The organism is Thiomicrorhabdus sp. (assembly GCF_041583835.1).
GTDB lineage: Bacteria > Pseudomonadota > Gammaproteobacteria > Thiomicrospirales > Thiomicrospiraceae > Thiomicrorhabdus.
The window spans coordinates 1-14,404 of the sequence record NZ_JBFHFC010000025.1; the positions used below are offsets into that span (position 1 = coordinate 1).

General features: G+C 46.3%; 11 protein-coding genes. 7 read left to right on the plus strand and 4 right to left on the minus strand.

Annotated elements, in window-relative coordinates:
• The first annotated feature begins 115 nt into the window (after positions 1 to 115).
• Both ABY044_RS10545 and ABY044_RS10550 read left to right on the plus strand, forming a co-directional pair.
• Positions 116 to 1,870 carry a putative bifunctional diguanylate cyclase/phosphodiesterase gene (locus ABY044_RS10545; protein ID WP_373020527.1) on the plus strand — a complete coding sequence of 585 codons (1,755 nt, stop codon included), beginning with the start codon at positions 116 to 118 and terminating at the stop codon, positions 1,868 to 1,870.
• 117 nt (positions 1,871 to 1,987) lie between these two features.
• A complete protein-coding gene (locus tag ABY044_RS10550; protein ID WP_373020528.1) occupies positions 1,988 to 2,842 on the plus strand; it encodes a 23S rRNA (adenine(2030)-N(6))-methyltransferase RlmJ in 855 nt (284 codons plus the stop codon).
• A gap of 45 nt (positions 2,843 to 2,887) precedes the next feature.
• Here ABY044_RS10550 and lptG read toward each other — a convergent pair whose 3' ends face one another.
• Both lptG and lptF read right to left on the minus strand, forming a co-directional pair.
• A complete protein-coding gene (lptG, locus tag ABY044_RS10555) occupies positions 2,888 to 3,991 on the minus strand; it encodes an LPS export ABC transporter permease LptG (protein WP_373020529.1) in 1,104 nt (367 codons plus the stop codon).
• Positions 3,988 to 5,100, minus strand: a complete 1,113-nt coding sequence (gene lptF / locus ABY044_RS10560) for an LPS export ABC transporter permease LptF (RefSeq protein ID WP_373020530.1) — start codon at positions 5,098 to 5,100, stop codon at positions 3,988 to 3,990. The genes lptG and lptF overlap by 4 nt, the downstream gene beginning before the upstream one ends.
• Before the next feature lie 137 nt (positions 5,101 to 5,237).
• Between lptF and ABY044_RS10565 the strand changes: the two genes are divergently transcribed.
• Positions 5,238 to 6,767 carry a leucyl aminopeptidase gene (locus tag ABY044_RS10565; RefSeq protein ID WP_373020531.1) on the plus strand — a complete coding sequence of 510 codons (1,530 nt, stop codon included), beginning with the start codon at positions 5,238 to 5,240 and terminating at the stop codon, positions 6,765 to 6,767.
• Positions 6,751 to 7,191, plus strand: coding sequence for a DNA polymerase III subunit chi (locus ABY044_RS10570; RefSeq protein ID WP_373020532.1), 441 nt, complete (start codon positions 6,751 to 6,753; stop codon positions 7,189 to 7,191). Before ABY044_RS10565 ends, ABY044_RS10570 begins: the two co-directional genes overlap by 17 nt.
• Before the next feature lie 120 nt (positions 7,192 to 7,311).
• Here ABY044_RS10570 and ABY044_RS10575 read toward each other — a convergent pair whose 3' ends face one another.
• Positions 7,312 to 8,439 (minus strand): LPS O-antigen chain length determinant protein WzzB, encoded by a 1,128-nt coding sequence (locus tag ABY044_RS10575; RefSeq protein WP_373020533.1) that lies wholly within the window; start codon positions 8,437 to 8,439, stop codon positions 7,312 to 7,314.
• 258 nt (positions 8,440 to 8,697) lie between these two features.
• Between ABY044_RS10575 and ABY044_RS10580 the strand changes: the two genes are divergently transcribed.
• Both ABY044_RS10580 and ABY044_RS10585 read left to right on the plus strand, forming a co-directional pair.
• Positions 8,698 to 9,738, plus strand: a complete 1,041-nt coding sequence (locus ABY044_RS10580) for a type IV pilus twitching motility protein PilT (RefSeq protein WP_373020535.1) — start codon at positions 8,698 to 8,700, stop codon at positions 9,736 to 9,738.
• 41 nt (positions 9,739 to 9,779) lie between these two features.
• Entirely contained in the window at positions 9,780 to 10,931 is a 1,152-nt protein-coding gene (locus ABY044_RS10585) for a PilT/PilU family type 4a pilus ATPase (RefSeq protein ID WP_373020537.1), read from the plus strand.
• Positions 10,932 to 11,021: 90 nt separating this feature from the next.
• Here the strand turns inward: ABY044_RS10585 and uvrB are convergent, their stop codons facing one another.
• A complete protein-coding gene (gene uvrB / locus ABY044_RS10590; RefSeq protein WP_373020539.1) occupies positions 11,022 to 13,055 on the minus strand; it encodes an excinuclease ABC subunit UvrB in 2,034 nt (677 codons plus the stop codon).
• A 135-nt stretch (positions 13,056 to 13,190) separates the two neighbouring features.
• Here uvrB and ABY044_RS10595 point away from each other — a divergent pair, with 135 nt between their 5' ends.
• Positions 13,191 to 14,375, plus strand: a complete 1,185-nt coding sequence (locus ABY044_RS10595; RefSeq protein ID WP_373020541.1) for a pyridoxal phosphate-dependent aminotransferase — start codon at positions 13,191 to 13,193, stop codon at positions 14,373 to 14,375.
• Positions 14,376 to 14,404: the final 29 nt, after the last annotated feature.

Below are 14,404 nucleotides of genomic sequence, written 5' to 3' on the forward strand. Positions count from 1 at the left end.
ATTCGTTGGATTTCTGCTAACTCCATGCCTGAAATCCAACGAATCGTACCGTCATTAAATTGAATGCGGTATTCAATTTAATGACGGTACGATTCGTTGGATTTCTGCTAACTCAATGCCTGAAAAAGAACAGGACGGCTCCATTCTATGGCACGGATTTGCATCGGATATTACCGAATACAAGAAAACCGAAGCGCAAATCGAACTGGCATCCAAGGTATTCGAACAGAGCCGTGAAGGGATTATGATTACCGACCCTGACAAGACCATCCTATTAGTCAATCATGCATTCACCGAAATCAGCGGTTACAGTTCGGACGAAATACTCGGAAAAACACCGAACCTTCTGGCTTCCGGAAAACACTCGGATCAATTCTATAAAAACATGTGGGAAACCGTGGATACCCAAGGCCATTGGCAAGGCGAAGTCTGGAACCGTAGGAAAGATGGTGAGGTGTTCCCGGAATGGCTGACTATCAGCCGGGGACTTGACGAACATGGGAACGTTACCGAATACATCGGAATGTTCACAGACATATCCAAAGTCAAAGAGTCCGAAGAAAAAATTCAACATCTGGCTCATTTCGACCCATTGACGAATCTGGCCAACCGCCAATTATTGATGGATCGCCTGCAACATGCCATCAGTGAATCAAAGCGCCACGCAGCCCCTTTAACATTACTTTTCATCGACTTGGATCACTTCAAGAACGTCAATGATACTTTAGGGCACCATATCGGCGATGAACTATTGATTGAAACCGGCAAACGTATGTCCAAACTGTTGCGAGCGGAAGATACCCTATCCCGCCAAGGTGGAGACGAATTCATTATCGTATTACCGGGAACGGGAGAAGACGGTGCGGCGCACGTCGCGGAAAAAATTCTACACGCCGTCTCAGCCCAAATCAAAGTGGAATCTTACGAACTGTTCATCACCCCCTCGATCGGAATCGCGATATTCCCTCAAGACGGAGACGACATTCATACCCTTCTCAGAAACGCCGATGCCGCCATGTACGAAGCCAAACAAGACGGCCGCAATGCATATCGCTTCTTCACAGAAGAGATGCAGGCACACTCCTCGCGTTTGATGCAGATTGAAAGTGCTTTGCGCATGGCGCTTCCCCGAAATGAATTCCAAATTAACTACCAACCGCAAATCTGCGCTGAATCGGGTCAGATAGTCGGTGCGGAAGCTCTGCTTCGCTGGCACCATCCTGAGTTGGGTACGATTTCGCCCATGGAATTCATTCCGGTAGCGGAACAAAGCGGCCAAATTCTGGGTATCGGGCAATGGGTATTACGTACCGCCCTTCAACAACTTAAGACCTGGATTGATGACGGACATCCACCTTTTGTCATGGCCGTCAACCTTTCCGCCGTGCAATTCCGCCAAAAAGAACTGCCCGAGCAAGTCATGCATATCCTTTCGGAAACCGGCGTTCCACCGAAATACCTGGAATTGGAATTGACCGAAAGCGTCGCCATGTCCGATCCGGAAGCAGCCATCGAAATGATTAACAAATTGGGTACGCACGGTATCAAAATCGCAATCGACGACTTCGGAACCGGTTATTCTTCATTGAGTTACCTGAAACGGTTCAATGCGACCAAACTGAAAATCGACAAATCCTTTGTTCGTGACCTGACAATCGATGCGGAAGACCGGGCAATCGTTAAGGCGATCATCAGTTTGGCTCAGAACCTGGGGCTAATGACCATCGCCGAAGGGGTTGAAACGGTCGAACAGCTGGAATTTTTGAAACAGGAACAATGCGAAGAGATTCAAGGATACTATTTCAGCCACCCTCTTTCAGCCGAAGATTTCCAACAATTCCTGATTGACTACAAGGCGAAAACAAACTAATGCATTCATTGTCAGAATGGGCTACTGACTTAATCGAGAAGTTCAGATTTTCAATCCTGCTTCCGTGTAAATCGTTATAATCCACGCAACTCCCCTATTCAGCCATTCCGAGACGTTATGCTAAGCTATTTACACTCTTTTCATGCCGGCAATTTTGCCGACGTACTTAAGCACACCATTTTGGTTCATACTTTAAATTACCTTACACAAAAGCCAAAACCCGTATTTTATCTAGACACGCATTCGGGGCCGGGCGGCTTCAGTTTAAACTCGGACGAAGCTCAAAAGAACTGTGAATATCAAAATGGTATCGGCATACTCTGGGAGCAAACAGACCTGCCGGAAGTGGTTGCCGATTATGTCGCATGTGTGGGCGAATTCCATCAACTTAACCAGAACAGTCCGGACAGTTTGGCTTTTTATCCCGGCTCCCCCTGGTTTGCCGCTCACCTACTAAGAGAGCATGATCGCTTATCCCTTTGCGAACTCCACCCTCGCGAACAAAAAACACTATTGGAAAACTTTAAACATGATCGCCGTATCAAAGTCTTTTCAAAAGACGGATTTCAAACGGCCATCGGCGCTATGCCGCCAAAAGAACGACGTGGTCTGGTTCTGATTGATCCACCTTATGAAGTGAAAACCGATTATGACCGCGTGGTTGAAGTATTGATTGAATGCCACAAACGCTTCGCTACCGGAACCTATGCCGTCTGGTATCCGGTTGTTCAACGTAAACAGATACAAAAAATGCTGGATGCTATTAAGAACAGCGGCATCCGTAACGTTCAAGTCTTTGAATTGGGATTGGAAGCGGATACCGAACAACGCGGCATGACTTCAAGCGGTATGATTATGATCAATCCGCCTTGGACACTCATGCAGGAAATGCAAAACGCACTCCCCTATTTGGCCGACAAACTTGCCGGTAAAAAAGCGGTTTACCGCATTCAACAACTGGTTGACGAGTAATTATAAATTTTAAAACCGAAACCAAATCAGAATAGCGATAAAAGGTTAACGGACTTTTTTTAACCACATAGCGGCAATCAACATCATCAATAAGGCGGGCAGAAACGCCCCCACTACCGCCGGAAACTGATACACCACACTTAAATTACCGAACATCTGATTCATCAGGTGGAAGCCCATACCGATCAAAATGCCCACAAAAACCCTTTGACCCATACTCACCTGGCGTTGCGAACCGAAGATAAGAGGGAATACGATCGCAATCATTCCAATCACGACCAACGGCATCGCCAATTTACGCCAAAAAGCTAACTGGTACTCCTCAGAATCCAATTCGTTTTCCTTTAAGAAGGAAATATAACCGTACAGATCAAGCAAACTCATATAGCGAGTCTCAATATTCAAGCTTTCCAATACTTCCGGCTGCAATGGAAAACTGAAATCTTCTTGCTTAATCCGTGATTCCTGCCAATCTAACAAAGGTAATTTATGCTCATTTTCGACCGCAGGTACGGGGGCCTTCAATTCTAGATCTTGCTGGCGGATATTGGACAGAATCCAATGGTCACCTGCATAGATTGCCTTTTGCGCTTGAATGAACTGATTAACTTCGCCGTTTTGCTGTGTATAAATTTCCAGATTACGCAACTCGGTACTGGAAACCACACGGCCGACATAGATATAACGGTTTGGGTCTTTTAACCAAAAACCACTGTCACTACCGACCGAAAACCCTTTTTGCAAAGCTTCGCTACGAACCTTTTTCGAATAGGTTTCACTGCTCGGAGCGATAAACTCCCCCATTAAAGCCATGATCAACCACATCAACATGGCCGTTTTTAACACCGCAAAAAGTATGCGTCGAACCGACCACCCCGTCACGCGTAAGATCGTCAGTTCCGACTGATTCGCCAAAGCCCCCAACCCCATCAAAGAACCGATCAATAAAGCGACCGGAAAAATCTCATAGGCATAAACCGGTAATTTCAATAAGGTATAAAGTGCACCTTTGGCAAGCGTATACTCTTCGGTCAACTTGCCGACCTGAATCATAAATTCGGAAAAGCCTAAAATGACCAACAAAACTAACAACACCAACAAAGTGTGGGTAAAGACGACTTGTCCCAAATAACGTTCGATACGGTTCATGACGCCTGCCCTCCTTGCGGATTCGCCTTATTTTTAAAGGCCGCAAACTTGGACTTTTTTGTATCCGGCAAATAGAGAGCATACAGTAGGAACAACAACGGAATCGGCCACAGCCCGATATATAATGGAATCCCTCCGTCCGACATACCGTCACGCGCCGTCACCAATAACTGGTTATAAATCACATACAGCACAATCGCAATAAACAACTTCGCGAAACGACCTTCACGCGGCCCCGTCTTGCTCAAACGCAACCCTAAAAGCCCCAAAACCAACACGCCTGCCGGCACCACAACCCGCCATTGCAACAATGCTTTGTCTTCCAAACTAGCGGATTCCAGCAAAACAGAGGTTGGAGCCCAAATACCTTTGACTTTGTGCTTGGCCGCAGCCTCCAATTCCGGCAGGTACCCCTCAAAGCGCTCAAAATGCTGAACGGTCAGATTTTCCTTGTTCGCATGCAATCCCTCATAACTTTTTCCGTCTATAAGGACGAGCGCCAAACGCTCCTTAATCCACTCAAACTGCCCCTGAGGCGCGGTCAATACCAAATCTTTCTCTTTGCCTTTAAACTTAATCCAGACGTCCAGCATTTGTCCATCTGCATTGATTTTACGGGCATACAAGACGCCTTTATTATTCGGTAGCTCATTAAATTTACCCGAGACCAATCCGGCAAACGGTGCACTGGTTTGTGCATCCATTATCAGAGCGGTCTCTTTTTCATAGCTCAACGGGGTGATATACAGGGTAATGGCAGCGGTTAGCAGCGAAAATGGCAATAAGAACCAAAACACTACCTTTTGAAAATAACGAGGAGAAATTCCACAACTGTTCATAACCACCATTTCATGATCCTGATAAAGACGGCCAACCGCCAACATCACACTCAACAACGCGACGAGCGGTAGAATCACCTCTAATGCAGGAGGGATTTTAAGCAACAACACTTGAAACACCACCGATGCGGGCAATTTACCTTCAACCGCCAATGCTAACAATTTGGTGGTTTCGGTCCCAAAGGTGATCAGCAACAGCACCGCCAGCACCGCAAAAAAGGTTGCAAACAGCTCTTTTAACAAATATCGGTCGAGAATTCGCAAAACCATCCCCTGAAACATTAAAATGGTAGAATTAAATGGGTTTTCCAGCTTTTTATAGTCGAATTTAACACTCGTCTAACCTGGTAAACTGCATTATACAAAACAAAGTCATTAATAATCTGAAACAAAGGCTTTTTAACAAGATGAAACGTATTTCCTTTAGCTTTGATGCAACAGCGACAATTACTTCTTACGACACCCTTATCCTGCCAGTATTTTCAGACGGCACCCTCGCTGAAAACTGCGCCAAACTGGATGAAAACGCCAAATTAAGCCAACTGGTTACACAACTTAACCAATCCGATGACTTTACCGGTAAGGCCGCCAAAACGTTAATGATCATGCAATCGGCGGAAACTTTACCATTACGCATTCTATTGGTTGGATTGGGCAAAGCGGAAAGTTTAAGCGTCAAACCCTATCTGGAAGCTACTAAAGCAGCGGCCGTCGCCATTGAAAACAGCGGCGCTAAAAACGTCTTGAATGCTTTGGTTTTCGTTTCACCGCACACTTTTGATCAAGACTGGTCAGTTCGCCAAAACTGCCAAATTTTCCAGCAAAGCTTCTATGATTATGCTCATGAAAGCCGTGGCGAACACCACCCTAAAGAACCTAAACTCGACAGTATGGCTTTTCCTATGACGGAAACGGCCGGTTTAACTGCAGCCGTTGCCCAAGGCCAAGCCACCGCAGTCGGCATGGGATTAACTCAAGACCTTGCCAACATGCCAAGTAACTTCTGTACTCCGACTCATTTGGCCGAAACTGCGATCGAATTGGGTAAGACTTATGGCTTCGACACCAATGTTTTGGAACGCGAACAAATGATCGAAATGGGCATGGGATCGTTTATGTCTGTCGCGCAAGGCACGAAAACACCGCCTAAGATGATCTGTCTATCCTACCGAGGTGCCGGTGATGAAGCACCTATCGCCTTGGTCGGAAAAGGCGTCACCTTCGATACTGGCGGCATCTCTCTAAAGCCCGGCGCGGCGATGGACGAGATGAAATATGACATGGGCGGTGCAGCTACCGTACTTGGGGTTTTCAAAACCCTTGGCGAACTTAAGCCGAACATCAACGTAGTCGGCGTCATTCCCGCTACCGAAAATATGCCTTCCGGCGAAGCGATTAAACCGGGTGATGTGGTCACTTCGCTATCCGGCCAGACGATTGAAATCCTTAATACCGATGCCGAAGGCCGTCTGATCCTGTGTGATGCTTTAACTTACGCACAACAAACTTATAAACCTGAAAAAATCATCGACATGGCAACGTTGACCGGCGCTTGCATCATCGCCTTGGGGAACCATGTTTCCGGCTTGATGGCTAACGACCAGTCAATGGCCGACGCTCTTTTAGCCGCCGGTCAAGAAACTTATGACCGTTTCTGGCAGCTACCGTTAGGCGAAGAATGGGATGAACAATTGAAATCAAACTTTGCGGATATGGCAAACATCGGCGGTCGTGCCGGAGGTACCATCACGGCAGGACAATTTCTGGCACGTTTCACCAAAGACGTAAAGTGGGCGCACCTGGATATCGCCGGAACCGCATGGGTCAGCGGCGATAAAAAAGGCGCTACAGGCCGTCCGGTTCCGGCGGTGGTTCAGTACCTGCTAACGGAAACATTCCGCGCAAAATCGGAAAACGACGATGTCGACGGATACTGAGAAAGATGTGCTGTTTTATGTGTTAAACAGCACCGAGCCTGAAAAACGCGAGCGCTTTTTAAGCAAGTTACTGAAAAAAATTCAGTCCGAAAAACGCCGTTGTGACGTTCGTTTTGAAAACGAACAGGAAGCCTTACGTTATGATTTAACCTTGTGGGATTTTCAGCCCCAGAGTTTTATTATTCATAGCGTAAAAAATGCCGTTCCGGCTCCGATACAGCTACACGGCGAACGGATTTATCAACCTTGTAAAGATGTGCTGATCAACCTGCATACGGGCTTTTCGGAAGACTTTTTCAATTATCAAAGAACCATTGAAATTTTGGATCAGACCGAATACCTGGTGCAAATGGGTAGAGAACGTTGGAAAGCGTACAAAGCAAGAGGCATCGAGCCGACGGTACATAAAATCGGCTTCAATTAATCTTCTTTTGTAATCTCAATTACCCATTCACAAAAAAACCGGCATAAAGCCGGTTTTTTTAATATTTAACATCCATAAGCTCATCGAATAAGTCCTATCCCGAACGAATTCGATAAGCCTTTAATTGACTTCCACCACCCCTTGTCGACGGTTTTTTACCGCTCTACGAATCAAGGCAACAAATACCCCTAACATCAGCCCTAAAACAGCGCCAACGGCGATGATCAATGCTCTCTTAGGCTTGATCGGCTTAGCATCAGGCACAGCCAACTGATCGATAGTAACGACACCAAACTTATCGGCATCAATCTTCAAGTTTTCCAATTCGGATAACTGCTGCTGAAGTCCACGTAAGTTTGCAATAAAAGGGTCGTCATTTTGACGCGATTTCAATGCACTCAATTCGGCTTCCAGGAGTTTATAACCCAAATAATAAAGCGGCATACCCTGGTTTGCAATTCCATTAAATTTAACCTGAGGCCCCATGGAAATCGGTTCGGCGAAATCCAGCGAACGAGCGATATTGGCCGCTTCCTGCAATTGAGCAACACGATCCAAGCGGCGCTCTTTCTCAATTTGACGTAAACTCGCAATCTGGTCGCTAATACGTTGCTTGCGGATCTGTAACTCCGCCTGAATATTTCTCAGATACTGTTCACTGGTTCCGTGTTCCGCCAATCCGACAATCTCATTCAAAATTTGTGCCGTTTTTTCAGGCGGTAAAGCCAAAGCCAACTCTGCCGAAACCTCTTGAGACGCACTTTTTACCTTCGGAATCTGAAGCTTAAAACTCTCGGCAAATTTTTCAAAAGCACGGTTAGTTAAGGCTTCTTCTTTCGCTCCGTCAACTTGGCCGAGATTCTTTTCATACAATGTTACCAACCCGTATTTATTAAAAGCCTGCTTGAGCACCTCTCTCGATCGCAGCGATTTAATAAAATCCTCGTAAACCTCATCCGGTTTATAAAACGGCTTATTAGTCAATAAGTTCAAAGAATTCATCTCTTGAACGTCCTCAACCGACGGAGGTAAAAAATAAGCTTTTGACTGATAAATCGGCGTAGCCCAAAAAGCATAAGCTCCTGCCAATAGCGTTACGATAATCGCACTAGCGAGAATGAACCAACGTTCTTGCACCAACCCATTCCATAATTCAAACAGATCGATCTCGTCAGCATCCTGCATAACCTGACCACTCCCTTTCATACTATTCAACGAATTACTCATAGGTTGAGGTGTATCATCCATAAACATCCCTAAATCTTTTAATATTTAACGCTTAACAAAGTACGCCATTTTACTACATTATGGCAATATAAAGTAGACGGCATTTATATATATTCAATTTGAACTTATTTAGATTGTAATGCAGTATAAAATTTTTATAAGGTTTTTATAAGCCCGATGAAAACTCTTATTAGGATTATTACGTTCTATTTAATAACATTATTCTCTATAATGAATTAATCCATTCCATTCAAATACCAGTGTTAAGGAATCAACTCCATGGATGTCACCCAACTATTAGAATTCAGTGCGCAACAAGGCGCTTCGGATTTACACCTATCCGCCGGCCTTCCTCCAATGATTCGATTGGATGGCGACATCAAACGCCTGGATACGCCGCATTTAGAGCCCGAAGTCATTCATAAGATGATTTACGAGATCATGAATGACGATCAGCGTAAAAACTTCGAAGAACATCAAGAACTGGATTTTTCATTCGAACTGACGAATATCGCTCGCTTTCGTACCAACGTTTTTATGCAAAACCGCGGAATCGGCGCCGTCTTCCGTACGATTCCAAGCGACATCCTAACATTGGAAGACCTTGCCGCCCCTGCTATTTTCAAACAAATTGCCGAAACCCCGCGCGGTATCGTACTGGTTACCGGACCAACCGGTTCCGGTAAATCGACTACCCTGGCAGCAATGATCGATTACCTCAACGAACGCAAGAATTCGCACATCCTAACCATTGAAGATCCAATCGAATTCGTACATCAGTCAAAACGTTGCTTAGTTAACCAGCGAGAGGTCCATCGCGACACCCACAGTTTCTCCAACGCTTTAAGAGCCGCGTTAAGGGAAGACCCCGACATCATTCTAGTCGGTGAGATGCGTGACTTGGAAACCATTCGTCTTGCGTTAACGGCAGCGGAGACCGGGCACTTGGTCTTCGGAACTCTGCATACCAGCTCCGCAGCAAAAACCATCGACCGTATCATCGACGTTTTCCCAGCCAATGAAAAAGCCATGGTACGCTCAATGCTCTCGGAATCCTTGAAAGCGGTTATTTCCCAAACGCTACTCAAACGAGTGGAAAGCGGTCGTATTGCCGCGCATGAAATCATGCTCGGTTCCGCAGCAATCCGAAACTTGATTCGCGAAGACAAAGTCGCACAAATGTACTCGACCATCCAGACCTCCAACCAACTAGGTATGCAGACACTGGATCAAGATCTTAAACGCTTGGTGTCGGAACACAAGATCACGTTGGAAACGGCTCGTGCCAAAGCCGTCCATAAAGAAAGCTTTATGGCTTAACCGCGTTTGACCAATCCATAGCCGTAAACAGGAGTCCACAAATGTCCAACGAGCTTAAAGAAGAACTCAATCAGCTACTTATCCATTTCTCACAGAATGGAGGTTCCGACCTTTTCATCACGGCCGGCAGTCCTGTCATCATGAAAAAGGACGGTGCGTTACAAAAACTGACCGAAGTCAAAATGACACCGGCTATGACGGCTGAATTCGCTTATGCATTAATGAACGACGATCAACGGGAAACATTCGACAGTACCCACGAATGTAACTTTGCCTACCACATCCCCGGAACGGCACGCTATCGTGTAAACGTCTTCATTCAACGCGGCACACCGGGCTTGGTCATTCGTTCGGTTCATACCGACATTCCACAATTTGACGACTTGGATCTTCCGCCGATCTTAAAGGAATTAATCCTGGCAAAACGAGGAATGATTTTGGTCGTAGGTGGAACAGGTTCCGGTAAATCCACCACCTTGGCAAGTTTGCTGGATATCCGCAACCGCGAAACGGACGGACATATCATTACGATCGAAGACCCGATCGAATTTGTACATTCACACAAAAAGAGCATCGTGACCCAGCGCGAAGTAGGTGTGGACACCGAAAGCTACGATGCGGCCCTGAAAAACACGCTCCGCCAGGCGCCGGATGTCATCTTGATCGGGGAGATTCGTTCCGACGACACTATGAATCACGCTGTCGCCTTTGCAGAAACCGGTCACTTATGTCTATCGACACTGCACGCCAACAACACCAACCAGGCTTTGGATCGTATCATCAACTTTTTCCCGCCGATTCAACGCAATCACGTATTGATGGATTTGTCCTTGAACCTACGAGCGATGGTTTCCCAACGTTTGATTCCTAAAATCGGCGGCGGACGAATTGCCGCGGTTGAAATCATGATCAATACACCGCGTATGCAGGACTTAATCTTTAAGGCCGACATCACCGGCATTAAGAAGCTCATGGAAGAGTCGGAAGATCAATATATGCAGACTTTCGACAAGGCACTTTTCGATTTATATGAAGCCGGCAAGATCAGCTATGAAGAAGCCTTGCGTAACGCCGACTCGATGAATAACCTACGCCTGAAAATCAAACTGGAGAGTAAACTCCCGATGCCGGAAGTCGCTCGCAGAGAAATGATGGATGCAAACTTCAAAGTTCAGGAAGAAAGCGAAGATTAAATTCGGGGATACCCGCCGCAATTCAACTGCCCTGTTCGAATTGCGGCATCACCCAACCTCCAAATGATCGGAGTTGTTCCCACTCATACCTTAGCGCAAATCACCTACCCCGACCATCGTACTTTTCAGGGTTTTAATTTGATCACGTAACGAGGCGGCCTCTTCAAAATCCAACGCTTTCGCGGCTTTATACATCTCTTTCTCGAGCTTTTTGATCTGACTAGCCAATTCAGCCGGTTTTAAATGCTTAAGCTCGGGATTGTAATGCCCTTGAGGCTCTGCCGCTTTCTTGGAGGATGAAGGTTTAGCCGACTTACTGGCATAAGGCGAATCTTCTAGAATATCACTTACTTTCTTATTTAATGCCTGCGGTGTAATCCCCAGTTTTTCATTATGCACAATCTGCTTGGCACGACGACGTTCGGTTTCGTCGATTGCTTTTTTCATCGACTTAGTGATCTTGTCCGCGTACAGAATTGCCTTACCGTTGACGTTACGTGCCGCACGCCCGATGGTCTGAATCAAAGAACGGTCCGAACGCAGGAAGCCTTCCTTATCGGCATCCAAAATGGCCACCAGTGCCACCTCCGGAATATCCAGCCCTTCTCTAAGCAAGTTGATTCCGACCAGCACGTCGAACTCTCCCAAACGCAGGTCACGGATAATTTCTATACGCTCCACCGTATCGATATCGGAATGTAAATAGCGCACCCTAACCTGATGATCCTCCAAATATTCAGTCAGGTTTTCCGCCATACGCTTCGTCAACGTTGTGACCAAAATACGCTGATTCATCTCAACACGCGGACGAATTTCACCTAGAAGATCATCCACTTGCGTCAAGGCCGGACGCACCTCGATTTCCGGATCCAACAGACCGGTCGGGCGCACAACCTGCTCAACCATGTGCGAACAATGTTCCGCCTCGTATTTACCCGGCGTAGCCGAAACGAAAATGGCCTGAGGCATCAGTTGTTCAAACTCTTCAAACATCAAAGGACGGTTATCCAAGGCCGACGGCAAACGGAAACCGTAACTAACGAGGTTCTCTTTACGGGAACGGTCCCCTTTATACATGCCGCCGATCTGAGGAATGGTCACGTGACTTTCGTCAATCACCAGCAAAGCATTTTTAGGAAAATAATCCATTAACGTCGGCGGCGGAAAACCGGCTTCACGTCCCGAAAGATAGCGCGAATAGTTTTCTATTCCAGTGCAATACCCAAGTTCCAGCATCATCTCAATGTCCAACTTGGTTCTTTCTTCCAAACGCTGGGCTTCCACCAGCTTATGCATCGAACGCAGTTGCTCTAAACGTTCTTTCAGTTCTACTTTGACTTTCTCGACTGCTTCCATAACCCGTTCGCGCGGCGTCACATAGTGAGACTTAGGATAAACCGTCACTCTAGTCGGTCGCGCAATCACTTCGCCGGTCAACGGATCAAACCAAGCAATACTTTCGACTTCATCGTCAAACAACTCGATTCTCACCGCATATTCCTCCGCTTCGGCCGGAAAAACATCGATCACATCACCGCGAACCCGGAAAGTCCCTCGCCAAAGCTCAATGTCGTTGCGGTTGTATTGCATCGAAGTCAATCTGGCCAGAATATCGCGCTGTGAAATACTGTCCCCCAAACGCACCTGCAAAATCATCTTCAGGTACATTTCAGGATCACCCAAACCGTAAATTGCAGAAACCGTGGCGATCAGTATGACGTCTTCCCGTTCCAACAGCGCCTTGGTAGCCGATAGACGCAATTGCTCAATCTGTTCGTTAACCGAAGAATCCTTGGCAATATAGGTATCCGAGGCGGGAACATAAGCTTCAGGCTGATAATAGTCGTAGTAAGAAACGAAATACTCGACGGCATTATTAGGAAAAAAACCTTTCATTTCTCCATATAACTGTGCCGCTAAGGTTTTGTTATGAGCCAGGATAATCGTCGGGCGCTGGACAGTCTGAATAACATTGGCAACCGTAAAGGTTTTACCCGAACCGGTTACCCCCAAAAGGGTCTGAAACGCCTCGCCATCCCCCAAACCTTCAACCAATTCTGCGATCGCAGTCGGTTGATCTCCGGCCGGCTGATACTGAGATACCAATTCAAATGCTTTTGCCACAACAAATCCTTTAAAAAGTTCGCTAAAATCCAGTAGAATGACAGTTTTATGAAACGTCTCGTTGAGACAGATAAAATAAGACCGAAATTCAAATATCTATTATACAAGCTCCACCTATTTCGAGAGAAACATTACATGGCAACCCTATCTAATCGCGTCAATCGAGTACAACCCTCTTTAACACTCATTATTACCGCTAAAGCTGCCGAACTGAAACGTGCAGGGAAAGACATTATCAGCCTAGGCGCGGGCGAGCCAGATTTTGACACGCCGGATCATATTAAAGCGGCAGGAATCAGAGCGATTGAAAACGGGCAGACGCGTTACACGGCCGTAGACGGAACACCTGAACTTAAAGAAGCGATTCAGGCCAAGTTCAAGCGCGATAACCATATCGAATATCAAGCTAATCAAATTTTGGTCTCCTCCGGTGGAAAGCAAAGCTTTTTCAATCTATGCCAAGCGATTTTAAACGAAGGCGATGAAGTCATTATTCCGGCACCTTACTGGGTTTCTTATCCCGATATGGCATTATTAGCCGGTGGCGAACCGATCATTGTCGAAGCGGGGATTGAGCAGGGCTTCAAGATCACGGCAGAACAATTGGAACAAGCCATTACACCGAAAACGAAATTAGTGGTCATCAACAGCCCTTCCAACCCAACCGGAGCGGTTTACTCTGCGGAAGAATTAAAAGCACTAGGTGATGTACTGAAGAAATATCCGGACATCATTATTGCGTCGGACGATATGTACGAACATATTTTGCTGGGCGATATGCCGTTTACGAACATTCTTGAAGTCTGCCCTGAACTTTACGACCGTACCGTCGTATTGAACGGGGTTTCTAAAGCCTACTCTATGACGGGTTGGCGTATCGGCTATGCGGGCGGTCCGGTGGACATCATCGCCGGTATGCGTAAAGTTCAGTCGCAAAGTACATCGAACCCTTGCTCGATCTCTCAAGCGGCTTCCGTTGAAGCTTTAAACGGCTCGCAGGATTGTATTCAGACCATGCTGGTGGAATTCAAAAAGCGTCATGAATTTGTGGTCGAACGTATCAATCAGATTCCCGGCTTTAAATGCATCCATGCAGACGGCGCTTTCTATGCTTTCATGGACGTATCTGAAGCCATGAAAATGAAAGGTTTTGAGACCGATACCGATTTCACGGCCGCGATCTTAGAAGAACAATTGGTGGCTGCGGTACCTGGTTCGGCATTCGGAGCGGATAAACACCTTCGTATCTCGTTTGCGACCAGCATGGAAAACTTAGTCAATGCACTGGATCGTATGGATGCATTTATGCAAACAGCCTAAATTTATTGGCTCTGCTTAAAAACGAAAAA